This window comes from Kitasatospora sp. NPDC059973, from assembly GCF_042737525.1.
Classification (GTDB): Bacteria; Actinomycetota; Actinomycetes; order Streptomycetales; family Streptomycetaceae; genus Kitasatospora.
Map to the genome: position 1 here is coordinate 35,340 of NZ_JBHWUI010000040.1, position 22,133 is coordinate 57,472.

The 22,133-nt window shown below is 75.4% G+C and carries 12 protein-coding genes; 5 read left to right on the forward strand and 7 right to left on the reverse strand.

The genetic code is table 11. The features are described from left to right. Positions 1-124 precede the first annotated feature (124 nt). Together ACFWA9_RS13910 and ACFWA9_RS13915 are read right to left on the reverse strand one after the other, a co-directional pair. Positions 125-6,850 carry an SDR family NAD(P)-dependent oxidoreductase gene (locus tag ACFWA9_RS13910; RefSeq protein WP_380386733.1) on the reverse strand — a complete coding sequence of 2,242 codons (6,726 nt, stop codon included), beginning with the start codon at positions 6,848-6,850 and terminating at the stop codon, positions 125-127. A gap of 61 nt (positions 6,851-6,911) precedes the next feature. Continuing rightward, complete coding sequence (locus ACFWA9_RS13915) at positions 6,912-10,295, reverse strand: type I polyketide synthase (RefSeq protein ID WP_380386736.1); 3,384 nt, start codon at positions 10,293-10,295, stop codon at positions 6,912-6,914. Between the two features lie 523 nt (positions 10,296-10,818). Between ACFWA9_RS13915 and ACFWA9_RS13920 the strand changes: the two genes are divergently transcribed. The 3 genes from ACFWA9_RS13920 to ACFWA9_RS13930 all read left to right on the forward strand — a co-directional run bounded on the left by ACFWA9_RS13920 (position 10,819) and on the right by ACFWA9_RS13930 (position 13,822). Beyond that, entirely contained in the window at positions 10,819-11,379 is a 561-nt protein-coding gene (locus ACFWA9_RS13920) for a hypothetical protein (RefSeq protein WP_352296379.1), read from the forward strand. A 352-nt stretch (positions 11,380-11,731) separates the two neighbouring features. Beyond that, positions 11,732-12,928 carry a family 2 encapsulin nanocompartment cargo protein terpene cyclase gene (locus ACFWA9_RS13925; protein WP_380386758.1) on the forward strand — a complete coding sequence of 399 codons (1,197 nt, stop codon included), beginning with the start codon at positions 11,732-11,734 and terminating at the stop codon, positions 12,926-12,928. 15 nt (positions 12,929-12,943) lie between these two features. Next, entirely contained in the window at positions 12,944-13,822 is an 879-nt protein-coding gene (locus ACFWA9_RS13930) for a geranyl diphosphate 2-C-methyltransferase (protein ID WP_329491088.1), read from the forward strand. 136 nt (positions 13,823-13,958) lie between these two features. Here ACFWA9_RS13930 and ACFWA9_RS13935 read toward each other — a convergent pair whose 3' ends face one another. After that, complete coding sequence (locus tag ACFWA9_RS13935; protein ID WP_380386740.1) at positions 13,959-14,720, reverse strand: maleylpyruvate isomerase family mycothiol-dependent enzyme; 762 nt, start codon at positions 14,718-14,720, stop codon at positions 13,959-13,961. Between the two features lie 197 nt (positions 14,721-14,917). On the opposite strand from ACFWA9_RS13935, the gene ACFWA9_RS13940 reads away from it, so the two are divergent. After that, positions 14,918-15,937, forward strand: coding sequence for an alpha/beta hydrolase (locus ACFWA9_RS13940; protein WP_380386743.1), 1,020 nt, complete (start codon positions 14,918-14,920; stop codon positions 15,935-15,937). Between the two features lie 117 nt (positions 15,938-16,054). Here ACFWA9_RS13940 and ACFWA9_RS13945 read toward each other — a convergent pair whose 3' ends face one another. The 4 genes from ACFWA9_RS13945 to ACFWA9_RS13960 all read right to left on the reverse strand — a co-directional run bounded on the left by ACFWA9_RS13945 (position 16,055) and on the right by ACFWA9_RS13960 (position 21,713). Next, the gene (locus ACFWA9_RS13945; RefSeq protein ID WP_380386746.1) at positions 16,055-17,665 is read right to left on the reverse strand and encodes a hypothetical protein; all 1,611 of its coding nucleotides are present in this window, start codon (positions 17,663-17,665) and stop codon (positions 16,055-16,057) included. Further along, positions 17,662-19,977, reverse strand: coding sequence for a glycoside hydrolase domain-containing protein (locus ACFWA9_RS13950; RefSeq protein WP_380386749.1), 2,316 nt, complete (start codon positions 19,975-19,977; stop codon positions 17,662-17,664). The genes ACFWA9_RS13945 and ACFWA9_RS13950 overlap by 4 nt, the downstream gene beginning before the upstream one ends. A 70-nt stretch (positions 19,978-20,047) precedes the next feature. Beyond that, positions 20,048-21,244 carry a DUF4185 domain-containing protein gene (locus ACFWA9_RS13955; RefSeq protein WP_352296393.1) on the reverse strand — a complete coding sequence of 399 codons (1,197 nt, stop codon included), beginning with the start codon at positions 21,242-21,244 and terminating at the stop codon, positions 20,048-20,050. A 163-nt stretch (positions 21,245-21,407) separates the two neighbouring features. Further along, positions 21,408-21,713 (reverse strand): hypothetical protein, encoded by a 306-nt coding sequence (locus tag ACFWA9_RS13960; RefSeq protein ID WP_380386752.1) that lies wholly within the window; start codon positions 21,711-21,713, stop codon positions 21,408-21,410. A 91-nt stretch (positions 21,714-21,804) separates the two neighbouring features. On the opposite strand from ACFWA9_RS13960, the gene ACFWA9_RS13965 reads away from it, so the two are divergent. Further along, the coding region (locus ACFWA9_RS13965) for a helix-turn-helix transcriptional regulator (protein ID WP_380386755.1) at positions 21,805-22,133 on the forward strand (329 nt) is incomplete at its 3' end.

Here is a 22,133-nt window from a genome sequence, read left to right on the forward strand (position 1 = left end):
CGGGTAGAGGCCGGGAGCGCCGTTCGAGGTCAGGCCGGGCGGTCGGGACAGGGGAGCCGCAGGGAGCAGCGGGGCAGCACGGAGCGGGGCGGGGCAGCACCGGACCGAGCGGAGCGGGGGCCTATCAGGACAGGCCGAATTCCTCGTCGATGAGCGAGAAGATGTCGTCGACGGTGGCGGACTCGTAGTCCCGCCGGTCCTCGGTGGCCCCCGTCTCGAAGGCGCGGGCCTCCTTCCACTTCCCGAGGAGGGCTTCGAGGCGCTCGGTGATGCCGGCGACCGCCTCGTCGTCCTGCGCCACCGCGCCGAGCGCGCCCTCCAGCCGGTCGAGTTCCCGGTAGACGGCCGCCCCGGCGCGGGCGTCCGGTACCGGCGCCCCGGTGGCCTCGGCCTCGCCGACGAGCCGGGCCCGCAGGAGGGCCGCGAGTTCGGCGGGCGTCGGGTGGTCGAACACGGTGGTGGTCGGCAACCGCAGTCCGGTCGCGGCGTTCAGCCGGTTCCGCAGCTCGGTGGCGGCCAGCGAGTCGAAGCCGAGGTCCCGGAACGCCCGGCGGGCGTCGACCGCGCCGGCGAGACCGTGCCCCAGCACCACGGCCGTCTCGTCGAGCACCAGGTCCAGGACCAGCCGCTCGCGCTCGGGCCCGCGGAGTCCGGCGAGCCGCTGGGCCGGCGTCGTCCCCCCGGTGGGCGAGGCCGCGGCGGCCGTCCGGCGGCCGGTCACCCGGACCAGCCCGCGCAGCAGCGGCGGTACGGCGGCCTGCCCGGCGCCGGAGGCCGCCCGTGCCCGCAAGGAGGCGGTGTCCAGACGCATCGGCACCAGGACCGGCGCGGCCGCGCGGTGGGCGGCGTCGAAGAGTGCCAGCCCCTCCTCGCTCGACAGCGCGCCCATGCCGACCCGCCGCATCCGGTCGAGGTCGGCGCCGTCGAGGTGCCCCGTCATGGCGCTGCGTTCGGCCCACAGCCCCCAGGCGAGTGCGAGGGCCGGGAGGCCGCGCGAGCGCCGGTGCGCGGCCAGGGCGTCCAGGAAGGCGTTGGCCGCCGCGTAGTTGCCCTGTCCGGCGGCGCCCACCAGGGCGGTGGCGGAGGAGAACAGGGTGAACACCGCGAGGTCCAGGTGCTCGGTCTGCCGGTGCAGGTGCCAGGCGGCGTCCACCTTCGGCGCCATGACGCCGTCCAGCCGCGCCCGGTCCAGCGAGGTGACGACCCCGTCGTCCAGCACGCCCGCCGTGTGGACCACCGCCGTCAGCGGGTGCTCGGCCGGGACCCCGGCCAGCAGACGGGCGACCGCCCCGCCGTCCGTGACGTCGCACGCGGCGACGGTCACGGTGGCGCCGAGGGCGGTCAGCTCGGCGGCGAGGGCGGCGGCTCCGTCGGCCTTCGCGCCCCGGCGCGAGGCCAGGAGCAGGTGCCGTACGCCGTGGTGGGTCACCAGGTGCCGGGCGGTCAGCGCGCCCAGCGTCCCCGGGGCGCCGGTGATCAGCGCGGTGCCGTCCGGGTCCGGCGCGGCGGGCACGGTCAGGACGATCTTCCCGATGTGCCGGGCCTGGCGGAGGTGGCGGAACGCCTCGGGGGCCCGCCGGACGTCCCAGACGGTCAGCGGCGTCCGGTGCAGGGCCCCGGCCGCGAACAGGGCCAGGACCTCCCGGAGCATCGCGCCGATCCGCCCGGGGTCGACCTCCATCAGGTCGAAGATCCGGTAGTCGACGCCGGGGTGCGCGGCGGCCACCTCGGCCCCGTCCCGGTGGTCGGTCTTCCCCATCTCCAGGAAGCGCCCGCCCCGTGTCAGCAGCCGCAGGGAGGCGTCGACGAACTCGCCGGCCAGCGAGTTGAGCACGACCGAGACCCCGCGCCCGCCGGTCGCCGCCAGGATCCGCTGCTCGAAGCCGAGGTCCCGGGAGGAGGCGATGTGCGCCTCGTCCAGACCCGACGCGCGCAGCGTGCCCCACTTGCCCGGGCCGGCCGTGCCGTAGACCTCGGCCCCCCAGTGCCGGGCCAGTTGCACCGCGGCCATGCCGACCCCGCCGGCCGCCGAGTGCACCAGGACGCTCTCGCCGCGCCGCAGGTCCGCCAAGTCCCGCAGGCCGTGGTAGGCGGTCAGGAAGACCACCGGGACGGCGGCCGCCTCGGCGAACGACCAGCCGTCGGGCATCGGGACGACGGCCCGGTGGTCGGCCACCGCGACCGGTCCGAACGCGCCGGAGAACAGGCCCATCACCCGGTCGCCGACGGCGACCCCGGCCACCCCGGGACCGATCCCGGTGACCACGCCGGCGCCCTCGATGCCGAGCCCGTCGAGCCTCGGGACCAGACCCAGCGCGACCACGACGTCACGGAAGTTGAGTCCGGCGGCGCGGACCGCGATCCGGACCCGGCCCTCGGCCAGCGGGCCGGTGGCGGAGTCGTCCGGGCCCGGCAGCAGCGCCAGGTTCTCCAGGGTGCCCTTGCCCTCGATGTCCAGCCGCCAGGCGGCCGCGCCGACCGGCGGCGTCAGCGCCGCTGCCGCCCCGGCGAGCCGGGGCACACTCAGCGTGCCCTCGCGAAGGGCGAGTTGGGGCTCACCGGAGTGGACGGCCGCGGCCAGCAGCGCCGGTGGGGCGTCGCCCTCGTCCAGGTCCAGCAGGACGAAGCGGCCGGGGTTCTCGGCCTGCGCGGCCCGCACCAAGCCCCACACCGGGGCCTGCACCGGTGCGGCCGCTCCCTCGCCGGGGCGGACGGTCACGGCGCCCCTGGTCACCACCACCAGGCGGGAGGCGGCGAACCGGTCGTCGGCCAGCCAGGTCCGCAGCGCGTCGAGGACGTCGGCGGCCAGCGCGCGGGCCGCCGCCCCGAGGTCGGCCGCGCCGGGGGTCGCGGCCGGGGCGGCGCAGGGCAGGAGGACCGCCTCCGGCACGGCACCGTTCGTCCGCGTCGCCGCCTCCGCCAGCGAGCGCAGATCGGCGAACGTCCCGCCGACCGGGCCGTCGGAGCCGGCGCCCCCGGGCCGCTGGCCCGCGAAGCCGGCGCCCCCGGGGCCCACCACGGCCCAGTCGCCTCCGGAGCCCGACGCGGTGGCGGCGGGCGCGCCGACGGCCACCCAGTCGACCTGGAAGAGCGCCTCGCCGTGGGCCCGGCCGACCTCGTCCAGCTGCTCCCGGGTGACCGGCCGCAGCGCCAGGGACTCGATCCCGGCGACCGGCCGGCCCGTGGTGTCGGCGACGCTCAGCGCCACCTTGCCGGCCCCCAGCGGGGTGACCGTGACCCGCAGGGCGGTCGCACCGACGGCGTGCAGCGTCAGGCCCTCCCAGGCGAACGGCAACTGCGGCAGGCCGTCCGCCGTTTCGGCGGCCGGCCCGGCCAGGCCGATGACGTGCAGCACGGCGTCCAGCAGCGCCGGGTGCACGGCGAAGCGGTCGGCGCCGTCGGCGGCCTCCTCGGGCAGCGCGACCTCGGCGAACACCTCGTCGCCCCGCCGCCAGGCCGCCCTGACGCCCCGGAAGGCCGGGCCGTAGGGCAGACCGGTCTCGGCCAGGTCCGCGTACAGCCCGTCGATCCGGACGGGTCCGGCTCCCGGCGGGGGCCAGGCCGCCGGGCCGGCATCGTGTTCCCCGGCCGCCCCGGCCCCTCCTACCGGTCCGGCGGGCCCCGCCAGGCCGGTGGCGTGCCTGGTCCACGGCTGCTCGGCCGGCGCCCCCGCCGGCTGGGAGTGCAGGCTCACCGGACGCCGCCCGGCCTCGTCGGGCGCGCCGACCACCACCTGGAGCGACACCGCGCCCTGGTCCGGCAGGACGAGCGGGGCGTGCAGCGTGAGCTCCTCGATCCTGCCGCAGCCGGCCCGGTCGGCGGCCTGGAAGGCCAGCTCCAGCAGGGCCGTGCCCGGGACCACCGTCGTCCCGAGGACGGTGTGGTCCGCCAGCCACGGGTGCTCGGCCAGCGAGAGCCGACCGGTGACGAGGACGCCGTCGGAGTCGGGCAGCGCGAGTGCCGCGCCCAGGAAGGGGTGCTCGACCGGGGTGAGTCCCAGGGTGCTCGCGTCACCCGACGCTCCCGGGGCCGGCCGCCACCAGTAGGACTGCCGTTGGAACGCGTACGTCGGCAGGCTCGCCGGGGTGGCACCGGTGCCCGCGAACGCGGCCGTCCAGTCCACCGGGCCGCCCCGGACGAAGGCCTCGGCGGCCGAGGTGAGGAAGCGTTCGAGACCGCCCTCGTTCCGGCGCAGCGTTCCCACCACGACGGCGTCACGGCCGAGTTCCTCGACCGTCTCCTCGATGCCCGGGCGCAGGACCGGGTGGGGGCTGACCTCGATGAAGACGCCGTGGCCCTGTGCGGAGAGCCGGTGGACGGCCTGGTCGAAGCGCACGGTCTCGCGCAGGTTGCGGTACCAGTAGTCGGCGTCGATCCCCTCGGTGTCCAGGAGGTCCCCGGTGACGGTGGAGTAGAACGCCACCTCCGAGGCCGCCGCGCGGTCCGGGCCGAGCGCGGCGAGCAGGTGCTCCCGGACGGTCTCGACCTGCGCGGAGTGCGAGGCGTAGTCGACCGGGATCCGGCGCGCCCGCACTCCCCGCGCCTCACAGTCCGCCAGCAGCCCCTCCAACGCCGCCGGCTCTCCCGACACCACCACCGAGCCGGGCCCGTTCACCGCCGCCACCGACAACCGGCCCTCCGCGGCAGCCACCAACTCCCCCGCCTCGACAGGGCTCAACGCCAACGACACCATCCCGCCCAGCCCCGCCAGCCGCTCCGCGATCACCCGGCTGCGCAACGCCACGATCCGCGCCGCCTCCGACAGCGACAACGCACCCGCCACACACGCCGCCGCGATCTCCCCCTGCGAATGCCCCACCACCGCCGACGGCTCCACACCGTACGAACGCCACAGCTCGGCCAGTGCGACCATCACCGCGAAGGACACCGGCTGGACCACATCCACCCGGTCCAGCGAAGGCGCGCCCGCAACCCCCCGCACCACATCGAGCAGATCCCAACCGACGAACGGCCGCAACGCCTCCGCACACTCCGCCAACCGCGCCGCGAACACCGGCGAGGAATCCAGCAACTCCCCACCCATCCCCGCCCACTGCGCCCCCTGACCCGGGAACACGAACACCACGCGGCCGGGCCGGACCGCCGCGTCGCCCACGATCACCTGCGGGACGGACCGGCCCTCGGCCAGTGCCGCCAGCCCGGCCCGGAACGCCTCCCGGTCCGCACGGTCGGCCAGCAGCACGGCGCGGTGCTCGAAGACCGACCGGGTGACCACCGTCGCGAGGCCGGTGTCCACCGGCCGTTCGCCGCCCCGGACGTCCAGAGCCCCCCGGACGTCCAGGGCACCCCGGGCATCCAGGTGCGCCAGCAGACTCCGGGCCTGCGCGGCCAGCGCCTCCGGCGAGCGCCCCGAGAGCAGCCACGGCACCACCGCCGGACCGCTCTCCGGCCCGCTCTCCAAACCGCTCTCCGGCCCGTCCGCCTCCCCGCCGGGCTCCTCGGCCGGCGCCTGCTCCAGCACCACGTGCGCGTTCGTCCCGCTGATCCCGAAGGAGGAGACGGCCGCGCGGCGCGGCCGCGCGCCCGGGAGCCACTCCCGGGCCTCGGTCAGCAGCTCGACCGCTCCCGAGCTCCAGTCCACGTGCGGGGACGGCTCGTCCACGTGCAGCGTCCTGGGCAGCACGCCCGCCCGCATCGCCGACACCATCTTGATCACGCCGGCCACCCCGGCGGCCGCCTGGGTGTGCCCGATGTTCGACTTCACCGAGCCCAACCGGAGCGGCGGTGCCCCCTCGGACCGGCCCTGACCGTACGTGGCCAGCAGTGCCTCGGCCTCGATCGGGTCGCCGAGGCGGGTGCCCGTGCCATGGGCCTCCACGGCGTCCACATCCTGCGCCGAGAGCCCCGCGTCCGCCAGCGCCTGCCGGATCACCCGCTGCTGCGAAGGACCGTTCGGCGCCGTCAGCCCGTTCGACGCACCGTCCTGGTTCACCGCACTGCCCCGCACCACCGCCAGCACCGGATGCCCCAACCGCCGCGCGTCCGACAGCCGTTCCACCAGCAGGACACCGACGCCCTCGCTCCAGCCCGTGCCGTCCGCGGCGGCGGCGAACGGCTTGCACCGTCCGTCCGGGGCCAGGCCCTGCTGCCGGCTGAACTCGACGAACATGCCCGGGGTCGGCATCACCGTGACCCCGCCGGCCAGCGCCAGGTCGCACTCGCCCGACCGCAGGGAGCGCACCGCGAGGTGCAGCGCCACCAGCGACGAGGAACACGCCGTGTCCACCGTCAGCGCCGGCCCCTCCAGGCCCAGCGCGTAGGCGACCCGCCCCGAGATCACGCTGGGGGTGACGCCGGTCAGCAGATAGCCGCCCTGGTCCTCCGAGCCCTCGTGCAGGCGGGGGCCGTACTCCTGGAAGGTCGCCCCGGCGAAGACGCCCGTCCGACTCCCCCGCAGCGACAGCGGGTCGATCCCCGCCCGCTCCACCGCCTCCCACGAGGTCTCCAGCAGCAACCGCTGCTGCGGGTCCATCGCCAGCGCCTCCCGCGGCGAGATCCCGAAGAACCCCGCGTCGAACTCGGCCACCGCGTCCAGGAACCCACCGGCCCGCACATAGCTGGACCCCGGCCGCCCGGCCTCCGGGTCGAACAGCTCCGCCAGGTCCCAGCCCCGGTCGGTCGGCAGCGGCCCCACGGCGTCCCCGCCGTCCACCACCAGCCGCCACAGGTCCTCCGGGGACCGCACGCCCCCCGCGAACCGGCAGCCCATGCCCACCACGGCCACCGGCTCGCCCGACGCGGACTCCGCCGCGCGCAGCCGCTCCCTGGTCCGGTACAGGTCGGTGGTCACCCACCTGAGGTACTCGACCAGCTTCTCCTCGTTCGCCACTGCTCTCACTCCGTGTCGGTGCGGCCGTGCGGAAGGTTCGGACATCGCGCGTCGGGGCGCGTCAGGAGGTGCGGAACTCCTGGTCGATGAAGGCGAAGAGCTCGTCGACCGTCGCCGTCCGCAGCCTGTTCGGCTTCGGGTCGTCGCCGTCGGTACGCGGCCTGGCGGCCAGCAGGGACCGCAGCCGGGCCTCGACCCGCTCCCAGGCGGCGCTGTCCGGCCCGAGCGCGGCCAGCGACCGCTCCAGCCGGTCCAGCTCCGCCAGGGCCCCGGAGCCCGCCGCGCGGGGCGCCGGCTGGAGCAGGACGCCCAGCCGCTCGGCGAGGACGAGAGGCGTCGGATGGTCGAACAGCAGACCGGTCGGCAGCCGCAGCCCGGTGGCCGCGCCGAGCCGGTCCCGCAGCTCCACCGCGGTCAGCGAGTCGAAGCCCAGCTCCTTGAAGGAGAGCCCGGGGTCGACCGGCCCGGCGTCGTGGTGACCGAGCACGGCGGCCGCCTCGGAGCGCACCAGGTCGAGCAGCGCGCCCGGACCCCGGTCGCCGGGCAGCGCCCGCTCCGGCCGGTCGACCGCGTCGGCCCCGGCAGACGCGGCAGGCGCGGCAGACGCGGTCGCCGAACCGGCCACCGGGGCCGGCGGGAGCACGCTGCCCCCGAGCCAGTACCGCTCCCGCTGGAACGCGTAGGTGGGCAGCTCGACCCGCCGGGCGCCGTGCCCGGCGAACTCCGCCGCCCAGTCCACCTCGACGCCGTGGACGTGCAGCCGGGCGAGTGCGGTGACCAGCGCGTCGGCCTCGGGCCGGTCCTTGCGGAGCGTGGGCACGAGGACGGGACCGGCGCCCGGCCGCGCGGGCTCGGTCAGACAGTCCCGGCCCATCGTGGCGAGCGTGCCGTCCGGCCCGAGCTCCAGGTAGGCGGTGACGCCCTCGCGCTCCAGCCGGCGCATGCCGTCGAGGAACCGGACCGGCCGGCGCACGTGCCGCACCCAGTACTCGGCCGAGCCGAACTCCTCGGCCGTGACGAGATCGCCGGTGACCGTGGACACGACCGGCAGCTCCGGCGGCCGGAGGTCCAAAGCCGCCACGACGCCGCGGAAGTCGTCCAGCACGGCGTCCATGTGCGGGGAGTGGAACGCGTGGCTCACCCGCAGCCTTCTGGTCCGGCGGCCGGCGGTCCGCCAGTGGGCCGCGATCCGCTCGACCTCCTCGGCGTCCCCGGCGACCACGGTCGCCTCCGGGCCGTTGACGGCGGCGAGGCCGACCAGCTGCTCCCGGCCGGCCAGCAGCGGGAGCACCTCCTGCTCGCCGGCCTGCAGCGCCGCCATGGCGCCGCCGGGCGGGAGCGCCTGCATGAGCCGGCCGCGGGCGGTCACCAGCGTGCAGGCGTCCGCGAGCGGGAACACCCCGGCGACGTGGGCGGCGGCCAGTTCGCCGACGGAGTGGCCGAGCAGGAGGTCCGGCCGGACGCCCCGGCTCTCCAGCAGCCGGAACAGGGCGACCTCGATCGCGAACAGGGCGGGCTGCGCGACACCGGTGCCGTCCAGCAGATCCGCGGCGGCGGAGCCCGGTGCCGCGAAGAGCACGTCCCGCAGCGGCCGGTCCGGGCCCGCTCCCGCGGCGGCCGCGGCCGCGTCGACGTGCTCGCAGACCGCGTCCAACGCCGCTGCGAACACCGGGTGTTCCTGGTAGAGCACGCGCCCGGCCCCCGGCCGCTGGCTGCCCTGACCGGCGAACAGGAAGGCGAGCCGGGCGGGCCCGTACGCCTGCCCGGACAGCACCTCGGCGGTGCGCCCGCCCCCGGCCAGCGCCGTCAGGCCCCGCCGGAGCCCGGCGTCGTCCCGACCGGTCACCGCGGCGCGCTGCTCGAAGGCCGAGCGCGTGACGGCCAGCGAGTACCCGACGTCCGCCGCGCGGAGCCCGGGCCGCTCGTCGAGCCGCGCCAGCAGCGCGGCCGCCTGGGCCCGCAGCGCCGCCGGCGAGCGGCCGGACAGCAGCCACGGCACCGTCCGGGCCGCCCCCGCCCCGCCGCCCGAGGGCCCGGCCGCCGAGCCCCCGGCCTCCGCGACCTCGACCTCCGAGGGGCCGACCTCCGAGGACCCGCCCTCCGTCCGCCCGCCCTCCGAGAGCCCCGGCTCCGAGGCGGTCGGCAGGGGCCCGGCGGCCAGCACCACATGGCAGTTGGTCCCGCCGAGGCCGAACGAACTCACGCCCGCCAGCAGCGGCCGGTCCGGCTCCGGCCACGGCCCCAGCTCCCGCTGCACGCGCAGGTGGAGCGAGTCCAGCGGAATCAGCGGATGGGGGCGCTCGTAGTGGAGACTGGGCGGCAGCTCCCGGTGCCGCAGACTCAGGGCGACCTTCAGCAGGCCGACGATCCCGGCGGCGCCTTCGAGGTGCCCCACGTTGGTCTTCGCCGAGCCGACCGCCAGCGGCCGCCCGGGCTCCCGTAGCCGCCCGAGGGCGGCGCCGAGGGCCGCGGCCTCCACCGGATCGCCGACCTTGGTGCCCGTGCCGTGGAGTTCCACGTACTGGACGTCCGCCGGGTCCACCCCGGCCCGGCGGTAGGCGCGCCGGACGACCTCCTCCTGGGCCGCCGGGCTGGGTGCGGTGAGCCCCTCACCGCCGCCGTCGTTGTTCACCGCGCCGCCGAGGATCAGGCAGTGCACCCCGTCGCCGTCGGCGAGCGCGTCCGCGAGGCGCTTCAGGACGACCACCGCGCCGCCCTCGCCCCGGACGTAGCCGTCCGCGCGGGCGTCGAAGGTGTGGCACCGGCCGGTCGGCGAGAGGCCGCCGAACCGGGCGACGGCGATGCTGCTCTGCGGGGCGAGGTTGAGGTTCACTCCCCCCGCGAGCGCGAGGTCGGTCTCGCCGGCGCGCAGGCTCTCACAGGCCTGGTGGACGGCGACCAGGGAGGACGACTGACCGGTGTCGGTCACCAGGCTGGGCCCGCGCAGGCCGAGGGTGTAGGAGACCCGGTTGGCGATCATGCTGCGCTGCAGCCCGGTCACGCTGTGCTGGGTGACGGCCTGCGGGCCGCGCTGGTGCAACAGGGTCGCGTAGTCGTCCCAGATCGCGCCGAAGAAGACACCGGCCGATCGTCCGTCGAGTGTCGCCGGGACGATCCCGGCGTACTCCAGGGCCTCCCAGGCGAGTTCCAGCATCAGCCGCTGCTGCGGGTCCGTCGCGACCGCCTCGCGCGGGGAAAGGCCGAAGAAGCCGGGGTCGAATCGGTCGACGTGATCGAGGAAACCGCCCCATCGGGGTATCGATCCGCCGGTTTCGACTGTTTGTCCGCCATCCGTCGGCAATTCACCCCACCGGCCTTCCGGCACCTCCGTGACAGAGGTTTCACCGTGCCGGAGAAGTCGCCACAGCTCATCGGGAGTCGAAGCTCCGGGTAACCGACACGACAGACCGACAACGGCTATCGCATCACTGTGAGTGGAATACATGAGAGATTCGTAAGATACGTGTGCTTCCCGTGAGGCCACAGCGCAACTGAACCAGCATCAGCAGAACGCGTCAAGGGTCGCTCTGTACACGACATCAAGCTTCAGCGCCGGAGGTCAGAGGCCTGTCGGCGGCACCCAACCGGCCATACCCACAAGGGATCACGGCCGCAGGGGCGCTTCACCACGGCAATTGCCCGAACGGCCCCGCCGCCCTGCCCGTCCGGACACGACCCGTCGGCCCGGTGGCCGATTGTTAACCCCCGGTAAAATCCCTGGCGGCACGAACTACCCGGGGTGTCCGACGTTCACGGACGACCGGATCCGGCCACTGCGGCCCGGTGCTCCCCGCCGGGTGCCGGGCGGCCCGGAACACCCCCGCCGGGGCCCCGGCCCCGCCACCCGGCGACGGCCGAATCGCAGGTGGCTAGGCTGGAGATCGCCGAGGAGACCGGCACCTGCCCTGCGGACCGTGACGCCGGCGGCATCCACCGCCCCACCGCGGGGCAAGCATCGAGGAGCAGTCGTGACCGAACAGAGCGGCCCGCAGCGGAGCATCGCCGACATGATCCGCCGTCCCATGCTCACCGGCCTGCAGGACGCCGAGCTGATCGGCCCGCTGGGCACCACCCGGATCAACGAGTGGGTCGACTGGATCGCGGCGGTGGTCGCCGGCCAGATCGTCCAGCCGATCGCCAGTGAGCGCGACGCCTTCGCGGACCGGGTGGACACCCTCTCCGAGGTCGGCAAGCGCAACAAGCAGCTCTACCGGGACGCCGCCCAGGAGGCGCAGCAGCTGCGCTCCCGGGTCGCCGAGCTGGAGGCCGAGCTGGCGCGGCTGCGCGCCCCCGCGGGCCCGGCGCCCGACTCAGCGCCCGACTCCGCGACCCCGGCCCACGACGCCGCTACCCCGGTGACCGGTCCCGCCCCCGCCCCGGCCGCCGACCCGGCGGCCTCCGAGGGGGCAGGCGGCCCCTCGCTCTCGCTCCGGGACCGCCTGCGGTCCAAGTACCCCGCGACCGCCGAAGCCCTGGACCGGCGGGACGCCGCCGCCGCGGCGGACGCCGAGCGGCACCCCGAGGGCTGACCCGGCGGGCCGGTGGTCCCCGGTCCCCGGCGGGGAACGCCCGCCGCGCCCCGGCCCCTCGATCCGCACCTCCGGCCCCGCACCCCCCGACCCGGCCCTCCGCGCCCCCGACCCGGCCCCGATCTGCGTGTGCGCGGGAGCCCGGCTCCGTACCGGACCCGGCCGGGGCGGCGGCCGTCGGGCCGGTCGGCCGCCGCCCCGACCGCCCCCACCACGCGCACACCGCGCGCTTGAAACCCGATCTTCCCGAACATTCACCCTATCGAGTAGATCAACCGCTCCGGAGGCCTCCGGCCGAGACCACCCCGCCTACCGTTGATCAGCGAACGGCAAGGGGGGTACCGCCTGCGGGATCCCCCCTTCTGTCGCGCCGGATGACGACCCGTCATCCGGCGCGGTCCTGCGCGGAGGGAGGCCCGTCCATGCCCATGAACACCGGACCGGAGATCACCGGGGACACCTCGGCGGTACGGTCATGAGCCGTACCGCCCTGGAGCGGATCCTCAGCGGCCCCAGCGGCCTCGGCACGGGCGGCCTGCACCCTGGCCGCCGTACGCCGCCGCCCGAGGCCGGCGGCGCCGTTCCGGGCCTCTACTACCACCCGGTACCGGAACCCGACCCCGGGCGCGTCGAGGAGGTCGGCAACCGGATCAAGACCTGGGCGGTGGACGAGGTCCAGCTGTACCCGCCGGAGTGGGAGGACCAGTTCGACGGGTTCTCGATCGGCCGGTACATGGTCGCCTGCCACCCCGACGCCCCCGACACCGACCACCTGATGGTCGCCGCCCGGCTGATGGTCGCCGAGAACGTGGTGGACGACTGCTACTGCGAGGACCACGGCGGCTCGCCGGTCGGCCTCGGCGGGCGGCTGCTCCTCGCGCACACCGCGCTCGACCCCCTGCACACCACGGCGGAGTACCAGCCGGCCTGGGAGGAGTCGCTCCAGGAGGACGCCCCGCGGCGCGCCTACCGCTCCGCCATGGGCTACTTCCACCGTGCCGCGAGCCCGTCCCAGGCGGACCGGTTCCGGCACGACATGGCGCGCCTGCACCTGGGGTACCTCGCCGAGGCGGCCTGGGCCGAGACCGAGCACGTCCCCACCGTCTGGGAGTACCTGGCGATGCGCCAGTTCAACAACTTCCGCCCGTGCCCGACCATCACGGACACCGTCGGCGGCTACGAGCTGCCCGCCGACCTGCACACGCTGCCCGCCCTGCAACGGGTCATCGCGCTCGGCTCGAACGCCACCACGATCGTCAACGACCTCTACTCCTACACCAAGGAACTCGCCGGCCCCGGCCGGCACCTGAACCTCCCGGTGGTGCTCGCCGAGCAGGAGGGCGGCACCGACCGCGACGGCTACCTGAAGGCGGTCGAGGTCCACAACGACCTCATGCACGCCTTCGAGGCCGAGGCGGCCGCCCTGGCCGCCGCCTGCCCCGCGCCGCCCCTGCTGCGCTTCCTGCGCGGCGTGGCCGTGTGGATCGACGGCAACCACTACTGGCACCGGACCAACACCTACCGCTACAGCCTGCCCGACTTCTGGTAACCAAGGAGCTGACCCATGACCACGACCGATATCCCCACCACGCCCACCAGCCTCGTTCCCGGTCCCGCCACGCCCTACCAGGGCGACATCGCCCGCTACTGGGACCACGAGGCCCGACCCGTCAATCTGCGCCTCGGTGACGTCGACGGCCTCTACCACCACCACTACGGCATCGGCGACATCGACCACGCCTCGCTGGGCGACCCGGACGACAGCGAGCGCGAGAAGAAGGTGATCGCCGAGCTGCACCGGCTGGAGTCCGCCCAGGCGGAGGTGCTGCTGGACCACCTGGGCCCGATCGCCCCCGACGCCACCCTGGTGGACGCCGGCTGCGGCCGCGGCGGCTCCATGGTGATGGCCCACCAGCGCTTCGGGTGCAAGGTCGAGGGCGTCACCCTCTCCGCCAAGCAGGCCGAGTTCGGCAACCGGCGCGCCCGGGAGCTCGGCATCGACGGCTCGGTCCGGTCCCGGGTCTGCAACATGCTCGACATGCCCTTCGAGACCGGCCAGGTGGCGGGCTCGTGGAACAACGAGTCCAGCATGTACGTCGACCTGCACGACCTCTTCGCCGAGCACTCCCGGATGCTGGCGGTCGGCGGCCGGTACGTCACCATCACGGGCTGCTGGAACCCCGCCTACGGGCAGCCGTCGAAGTGGGTGTCCCAGATCAACGCGCACTTCGAGTGCAACATCCACTCCCGCCGGGAGTACCTGCGTGCCATGGCGGACAACCGGCTCGTGCCGCAGGCCGTCATCGACCTCACCCCGGCGACCCTGCCGTACTGGGAGCTGCGCGCGACCTCCTCGCTCGTCACGGGCATCGAGGAGGCGTTCATCTCCTCGTACAAGGACGGCTCCTTCCAGTACGTCCTGATCGCGGCCGACCGGGTCTGACCGGGCTGACCGGGTCTGACCTGGCCGACCGGGCCGACCGGGCCGGCTCCCGGGGCCGGGTGTGGCAAGGGGCACCGCCCCGGCCGCACCCGGCCCGCCGCGTTCGCGACGGCCGGCCCCGCCGGTCAACGCGGAGTCAGAACGCGGAGTTGGCCACCCAGTGCGCCAGCAGGCCCTCGTCCCCCGTCACCTCGAAGCGGCCGGCGGCCCGGTCCAGCCGGCCGTAGAGGAACAGCAGCAGGTCCGCCGCGGTGCCGCGCACCGTCACGTCGGCGGCCGTCCCGGCACCCTTCGGGTCGAGTCCGAAACCGTCGGGCCGCAGCCGGACCAGCCAGTCCCCGGCCCCGTCGGTGCGGGTGAACCGGACGGTCCGGTCGTCCGCCCGCAGGAGGGCCGTCCCGGGCGCGAAGCCGGCGGCGAAGGGCAGGTTGACCAGGAATTCCGCGACGCCGTCGGCCGCCAGCGCCGGGTCGATCCCGGGGTGCAGGCCCAGGGCGAGCTCCGCGTCCACGCGGTGCACCAGGGTCTCGAAGAGCATCCGGCGCACCCAGAACCGGGCGTGCTGGTCGGCGCCCCAGGCCCACATCGGCGCGTCGAGGTCGGCCGCGGTGAACTCCGCACCGGCCTCGACCGCGGCCTCGGCCAGCCAGTCGGGGTAGCCGTCCGGCCCCTCCGGCAGCCGCAGGTCGACCTCCCGGCTGCGCGGCGGCTCCTGGATCCGCTGCCGCAGCAGCACGGTGAACCAGCGCTGCACGCTCCCGGCGTGACGCACCAGGTCGGCCAGCGTCCAGCCGGGGCAGGTGGGCACCGCGGTGGACGGGTCGGCGGCACGGACGACGGCGACGAAGCGGGCGGTCTCCGCGGCGACAGCGGCGGGGTGATCGAGGGTGGTGGTCATGGCCACCATTCTCCCGGCCCCCGCCCGACCGGGCCGCCCCGGGTGGGCCGGAGCCGGCCGACGGCGGGAGCGACGGACCGGCCGCGGCCCGGCCGGACGGGTGATTGACTGGGCCCTATGGACCTCGTTCATTCGACGTGCTGCCTCCCCCCGGTCCCGTCCGGCCGGCGCCCCGGGGCTCGACCGGACGGCCCGGCATGAGCGTCGCCGACCCGCCGGCCGCACCCGGCCCCGCCCCGAAGGCCCGGACCGCGCCCCCGTTCGACCCCGAGCTGGCCGCCGCGCTGGCAGCTCTGGGCGACGCGGCCGGGGAGCCGCTCACCCCGGCGAACCTGGCGGCCCGCCAGGCCCGGGACACCGCGACCCGGCCCCGGCCCGCCGTCGACGAGCTGACCGACGGCGGCCGTTTCGAGGTGGCCGAACTCCGGGTACCGGGACCGCCGGACGGGCCGGAGGTCACCCTGCTGAGCGCCCGGCCCGCCGGGATCTCCCGGCCGCTGCCGCTGCTGTACTACCTGCACGGCGGCGGCATGGTCATGGGCAACGCCTGGTCCGTCCTCCCCCGGGTGCTGCGGGAGTGGGCGCTCCCGCTGGAGCTGGCCGTCATCTCCGTCGAGTACCGGCTGGCACCGCGGGCGCGGTACCCCGGACCGGTGGAGGACTGCTACGCCGGCCTCACCTGGGCGGTCGCGCACGCCGACGGGCTGGGAATCGACCCGGCGCGCATCGTGCTCGGCGGCAAGAGCGCCGGCGGCGGGCTCGCCGCCGCGCTCGCCCTGCTCACCCGGGACCGGGGCGGGCCCGTCCCGCTCGGGCAACTGCTGCTCAGCCCGATGCTGGACGACCGCGACCGCTCCTTCTCCAGCCACCAGCTGGCCGGCACCGACACCTGGGACCGCACCTCCAACGCCACCGCGTGGCAGGCCCTGCTGGGTGACCGGTACGGTGCCGCAGACCTCCCGCCCTACGCGGCCCCCGCCCGCGCCACCGACCTGTCCGGGCTGCCTCCGGCCTACGTCGACGTCGGATCGGCCGAGACCCTCCGGGACGAGGACGTGGCCTACGCCCAGGCGCTCTGGCAGGCCGGCGGCCGGGCCGAACTGCACGTGTGGCCCGGTGCCTGCCACGGCTTCGACACCCTCGCGCCGCACTCGGCGCTGGCCCGGGACGCCCGCGACGCCCGTACCCGCTGGCTCCGGCGCCTCCTCGCGCGCTGATCCGGCCGGCGCCGACCACCGGGGGTGTCCCACCGCACGGGCCCGTCCCCGGACGCGCCGGGGCCCGCCCGGCCGGCGGAACTCCCGGCCGGGCGGGCCCCGTCGGGGCGGCGGCCGTCAGGCCAGCGCCGGTCCGTCCGTGGAGTTCAGCCGGCCCCACCCGGACCAGGCGCTGAAACCGGTCTGCCAGCGATGGAAGACACCGGCCCCGCTGCTGCCCAGCACGTCCAGCCGGCCGTCCTGGTTGGTGGCCGCGGCGATGGCGGTGCCACCGCCGCCGAAGGTCTCCCAGCCCGACCAGCCGCCGTTCACGGCCGTCTGCCACAGGTGGGTGGCCGTGCCGCCGTTGATGGCGAACACCTCCATCCGCCCGTCGGCGGAGCGCGCCGAGGACAGCTCGGAGTCGGCGGCTCCCCCGCCGGTACCGGTCCAGGCCGACCAGCTGGTGGGGCCGGTCTGCCAGCGGTGGAACACCCCGGTACCGCTGGAGGTGAACACCTCCAGCCGACCGTCCGAGTTGTGATTGACCGTCAGCCCGTGCCCGCCGCCGCCGAAGGAGTCCCAGGCCGACCAGCCGCCGTTGGGCGCGGTCTGGTACAGGTGGCCGAAGGTGGTGTCCGACAGGGCGAACAGCTCCAGCCGGCCGTCGGGCGCGTTCTCCATCTGCAGCCGTGCACCGGCGGGGCCGCCGACCCCGGCCCACCCGGCGAAGGCGCCGTTGGGCGCGGTCTGCCAGGTGTGGATCACCCCGGTGGCATTGGAGGCGAAGACCTCGATCCGCCCGTCGGCATTGCCACCGGCCGCGATCCGGGACCCGCCGCCGCCGAGCCCGGCCCACCCCGACCAGCCGGCGTTCGGCGCGGTCTGCCAGAGGTGGGCCAGCGTGCTCCCGTTGAGCGCGAACAGCTCCAGCCGGCCGTCCTGGTTCGGCGCGATGGCCAGCTGGGCGTTGCCCGGGCCGCCCTCGTCGACCCATTCCGACCAGCCGCCGTTGACGGACAACTGCCAGGTGTGCCAGACACCGCCCGGGCCCGCGGCGAAGGTCTCCAGCCGGCCGTCCGCGTCGCGGCCGGAGACCATCCGGCCGGACGGGTACGGGTGCGGGCGCGGCCCGGCCGGGCCGTCCTCGACCACCCGGTGGTAACGGCGGGCACTGAACGAGCCGTTGGGGTGCCCGTCCAGTGAGGCGTCGCCGATGTTGGCGGTGAGGTGGCGGACCGGCGCGGAGCCGAAGGAGTAGTAGGAGAAGTCGCCGTCGCCGTCGAGCCACTGGTCGAAGAGGAAGACGTGCTCGCTGTAGTTGTCGAGGATGTCACCGGGGCGCAGGTCACCGCGGTCGATGGGGTACGAGTACGTGTCCGACAGCGACCCGGTCCAGGCGTTGGCGTCCAGGTGCCAGGCCATCGACACGTAGCCCGAGCAGTCCCGGCGGTAGTCGAAGTCGCCGCCGGGGCCGGGCGAGTAGCCGCCCTGGTCGTACGGGCCCGGCTGGTGGTCGACCCAGTACTGGGCCCGCGCGATGATCTCGCCGCGGGTGATCGGGCCGCCGAGGGCCGAGTCGGCCCGGGCGCTGCCCGCGGTCGCCAGACCGGTGCCGGCCAGCGCGAGGACGAGCACGAGGGCCATCAGCAGGGCCCGGGCCGTCGCCCTGGAGGCGTGCGACGCGTGGCGGGCGGGGCGGGTGCGCGGTGGCATCGCGGTCTCGACCGTTCCTCTCGACGTGTTCATACGCCCACCCAGGCGGCGCCGCCGAAGGTGCCGTCGGCGTTCCAGGCACTCCAGCCGCCGTTGGGCGCGTTCTGCCAGATGTGCGAGATGTTGGCTCCGCCGGGGGCGAGGGCGAACACCTCCAGCCGGCCGTCCGCGTTGCGGCTGACGTTCACGGTCGCGGCGGCGCCGCCGAAGGAGCCGTTCCAGGCGCCCCAGCCGGCGGACGGGGCCGCCTGCTCGCGGATCGCCACCCCACTGCCGTTCGGTCCCAGCACGAAGACCGCCATCCGCCCGTCGGCCTGGTGACCGACCACCGGCGCACCGCCGGTCGGGCCCCCGAACGGCCCGGCGCCGTCGCCGTTCCAGCCACTCCACCCGCCGTTGGGCTCCGTCTGCCAGATGTGCGAGATCGAACCGCGGTCCGGTGCCACGGCGAACACCTCCAGCCGCCCGTCCGCGTTCTGACCGACACTCAGATCGGACGCCGCTGGCCCGAAGGAGCCGTTCCAGGCGCCCCAGCCGGCGGACGGGGCCGCCTGCTCGCGGATCGCCACCCCACTGCCGTTCGGCGCCAGCACGAAGACCGCCATCCGCCCGTCGGCCTGGTGACCGACCACCGGCGTACCCCCGGTCGGGCCCCCGAACGGCCCGGCGCCGTCACCGTTCCAGCCACTCCACCCGCCGTTGGGCTCCGTCTGCCAGATGTGCGAGATCGAACCGCGATCCGGTGCCACGGCGAACACCTCCAGCCGCCCGTCCGCGTTCTGACCGACGGTCAGGCCCGAGGACGCAGGGCCGAAGGAGGTGTCCCACGTGCTCCAACCGCCGTTCGGCGTGGTCTGCCAGCTGTGCTGGATGCTGCTCCGGCCGGGGCCGAGGACGAACAGCTCCAGCCGCCCGTCGGGGTCGCGGCCGACCACCGGCAGGCCGCCGACCGGACCGCCGAGCCGCTGCCACGTTCCCCAGCCGCCGTTCGGTGCCGTCTGCTCGCGGAAGAACAGCCCCTGCTGGTCCGGCGAGACCGCGAACGCGACCATCGCCCCGTTGGCCTGCCGGCCGATCGCCGGGTTCTGCCGGCCGTCGCCGAAGTCGTCCCACCCCCTGGCGGTGGGCGCCAGTTGGACGTCCAGGTAGTCGGCGTCGATGTTGATGGTGATGCCGCCGTAGGTCTCGTTCTGACCACCGGTGTACTGGTGGATCCGCTGGTGGTTCGCCCACAGGTGGTCCGGGATCGCCGGGTCCGAGGTGCTGGTGCTGCCGTTGCCCGGCCACGCCGCGAAGTCGATGACGTCCGGCATCGCGTAGGAGGAGTAGTGGGCGACCAGGTCGGAGATCGTGCTGCCGGCACTGCCGTACACGCCCGACAGGTAGCCCCGGGCGTGCAACCGCGTGGTCCAGGCGGACAGGTAGCCCAGGACCAGGCCCGAGTACGACGGGGCGTAGTGCTCGTTGTCCATGTAGACCGGGGTGCCCGGGGGGAAGCCGAGGGCCGACATCTGCGCGATCGCGTCGTCGGCGTCGGCCGCGCCCTGGGCCGCGGACGGGATCGTGGCGCAGCCGGGGCAGGCGCCCGGCGCCTGGTGGCCGACGTACAGCGGGAAGAAGTGCCAGCCGATCGAGGCCTGCCGGGCGACCCAGTCGGCGGTCAGGTTCGGCTGGTCGCAGGTGCGGTTGACGCCGCCGATGTAGATGCCGATCGCGCCGTAGGGCGAGGCGTCCATCCAGGTGCGCATGGTGGACGAGCTCGGGGCCGCGCACGGGTCGAAGCCCTGGCCCGTGTAGTTGGTGGCGGCGCCGTCCACCGCGGCCGTCAGCGCCGCGCCGGCGCCGGCCGTGATGCCACCGGCGCCGGCCGGGTCGGCCGCGCTCCGCGGTGCCTGCGCCGTCCGGCGCGGCTGCGGCAGACCGGCCCGGTCGAGGACGGTCGCCACCGCCGCCCGGTCGGTGCCGTAGGCCGCGGTGACGGTGACCGCGCCGGTGGTCGCCGTGATCTCGCGGGAGGCGGTGTTCTCCCGGGCCCCGCGCTCCGCGCCGGGCAGGGCCGGCTGCACCAGGATCGCCTCGCTGCGTCCCCGCAGGTGGGATGGGCAGTCCTGGTTCTCGCCGGGGCGGCCGAGGTAGACGGCGTGCCGGTCGAACCGCACGCAGGTGTCCGGCGCCGCGTCCAGGTCGATCACCGGCCAGGTGCCGGGGACGCGCAGCGTGGTGCCCCGGTAGGTCACGTCCTTGGCGCCGTCGGTGGCCGCGGCGGCCGGGCCGGTGGCGGCGAGGGCGGCGGAGGAGAGGAGCAGCGCGCCCACCAGCGCTCTGGTCAGGACGGCGAGTCTCACGGGGACTCCTTCCGGTGCGGCGGTCGCGGGGTGTCGAGGGGCGGCCGTGACGGCCGCTGCGGGGCGCGCACTACGGCCGGATCCCGTCGAACTGCAGGACCCGGTAGGCGCCCTGCGCGGTCCACTGGGAGACGATCAGCGTCAGCGAGTTCGCACCGGCGCTGCCGGGGTGGATGTAGCCGCCGTAGAGGCTCTCGACCTGCGGCCGGCCCCAGTGGTTCGGCGGCCAGAGGTTGCTCGCGACGATCTGCGGGACCGGCGCCGACCACGCGGCGTCGGGCCGGGGCGCGGTGCGCGTGCAGATCGAACCGTCCGTCAGGTCGAGGTAGCTCATGCAGTAGCGGCCGTCGATCCGCTTCACGGAGAACTCGGCGATGTTGTTCCCGGGGCCGAACAGCGGGGTCGGCGGGGTGCCGTCGGTGGCCCAGTGCCAGCCGCCGTCGTACGCCCAGTTCTGCTGGGCCCCGAAGTCGCCGGCCCGGAACGCGTCCGGGTCGATCCGGAACAGCTGGATCGCGCCCTGGTCCGCGGTGTTCTTGTGGGTGCCGTTCCAGCGCTTGGAGTAGATGTAGAGCCAGCCGTCCGGGTCGATGCCGGCGAAGGACCACATCCCGTACATCGACTGGTTGACGCCCTGGTCCTGGCCGGGCCAGTGGTACGGGTAGTCGGTCCAGGTCCGGCCGAAGTCGTCGGAGTAGGCGACGCCCGACATCAGTGAGCCGTCCTCGCCGGCGGGCAGCGGGTCCGGGCCGATGCCGCGCGCCACCGAGGTGTACTGGAGGTAGGTGCGGCCGCCGAACTCGATGCAGTCGTTCGGGATCCGGGTGCTCTCCACCCCGTGGCCGTTGTCGGTTCCGTGGCCGTAGTCGAGGAGCTGGGCCGCGGAACCGTCGGGCATGGCGTAGCTGAACGAGATCGGGGTCGCCCCGGAGCGGTCGAAGGTCGCCTGGTTCAGCATCACCGGGGAGCCGAGGTAGCCGTTGCCGGTGTCGAAGGAGTCGCCGAACACGTAGCCCCAGGTGTTGTCGTGCTCCCGGTAGTACGGGATGCCCAGGTCGCCGCTGCCCAGCCCGTACCGGCTCGCCGAGTCACCGGGCAGTTGGCACAGGGGCGCGCCGGTCTGGCCGACGCCGTTGGTCGCGGCGGCGGGCCCGGCGGCGGCGACCCCGGCGCCCACGGCGAGGCCGGTGCCCAGGGCGAGCCCCGTCCCGGTCCGCAGGAGCGAGCGCCGGGTGAGGGCCTGCCCCGGCTGCGGTGAAGTGGACATGGATCTCCTTCGGTTGCTGGGAGGGGTGGGGTGCCGCCGGCCGGGGCACCGGACGCCGGCCCCCCGGGAGCGTGCGGCCCCGGCGCCCATGCTGGGCTCCGGCCGACCGGCCGGGACAGGCCACGGACCGGCCAAAGGCGGCCGGTGCCGGCGGCGGCGCGGCCTACCGGTACCGGGCCACCACGGCCACCACGGCCACCACGACGGTCAGCAGGACGAGCGCGGCCGCGGCCGGCGCGAGCCAGCCGCGGCCGGCGTCGAGTCCTCTGCCGACCTCGACCTGGCCGCCGGGCGGGATGCCGGGATGCCGTTTCGCGTAGTGCTCGACCTGCTGCCGCTCCCCCTCGGACTCGCCGAGCCAGGCCGTCCTGGAACTGCACTCACCGCACCAGTAGCGGTAGGCCACGTCGACTCCTCGCTTCTCGCCGCACAGCGCCTGCACGAAGGCAGCGATTGTGGCGTTCGTCATGTTCGGTGGACAGGCCAACCGGCCGGACATCGCTGACCGGTCGTCACCGGTAGGCTCACCGGCGATTACCGGCGAGTAGAGAGGCGCCCCGTTGACGGATCAGCTCGGCACGCTGTTACGCCGGCTCCGCGGCCAGGCGGGCCTGACGCAGGAACAGGTGGCGGAGCGCTCCGGCGTGAGCGTGCGCACCATCCGCCGGCTGGAGAGCGGCAGGTCCAGCGACCATCGGCTGGGTACGGTCAATCTGCTGGCCGACGCCCTCGACATCAGTGCGGAGGACCGCCGGCAGCTGGCGAGCACGCTCGCCGAGGCGCGCGGCGCGTCGGCTCCCGCGGTGCCCCGGCCGGCTCCCGCGCCGCTCGAACCGACGCCCCGGCCGGCTGCCGCGCCGCTCGAACCGGCGCCCGCTCCACCCGGCGG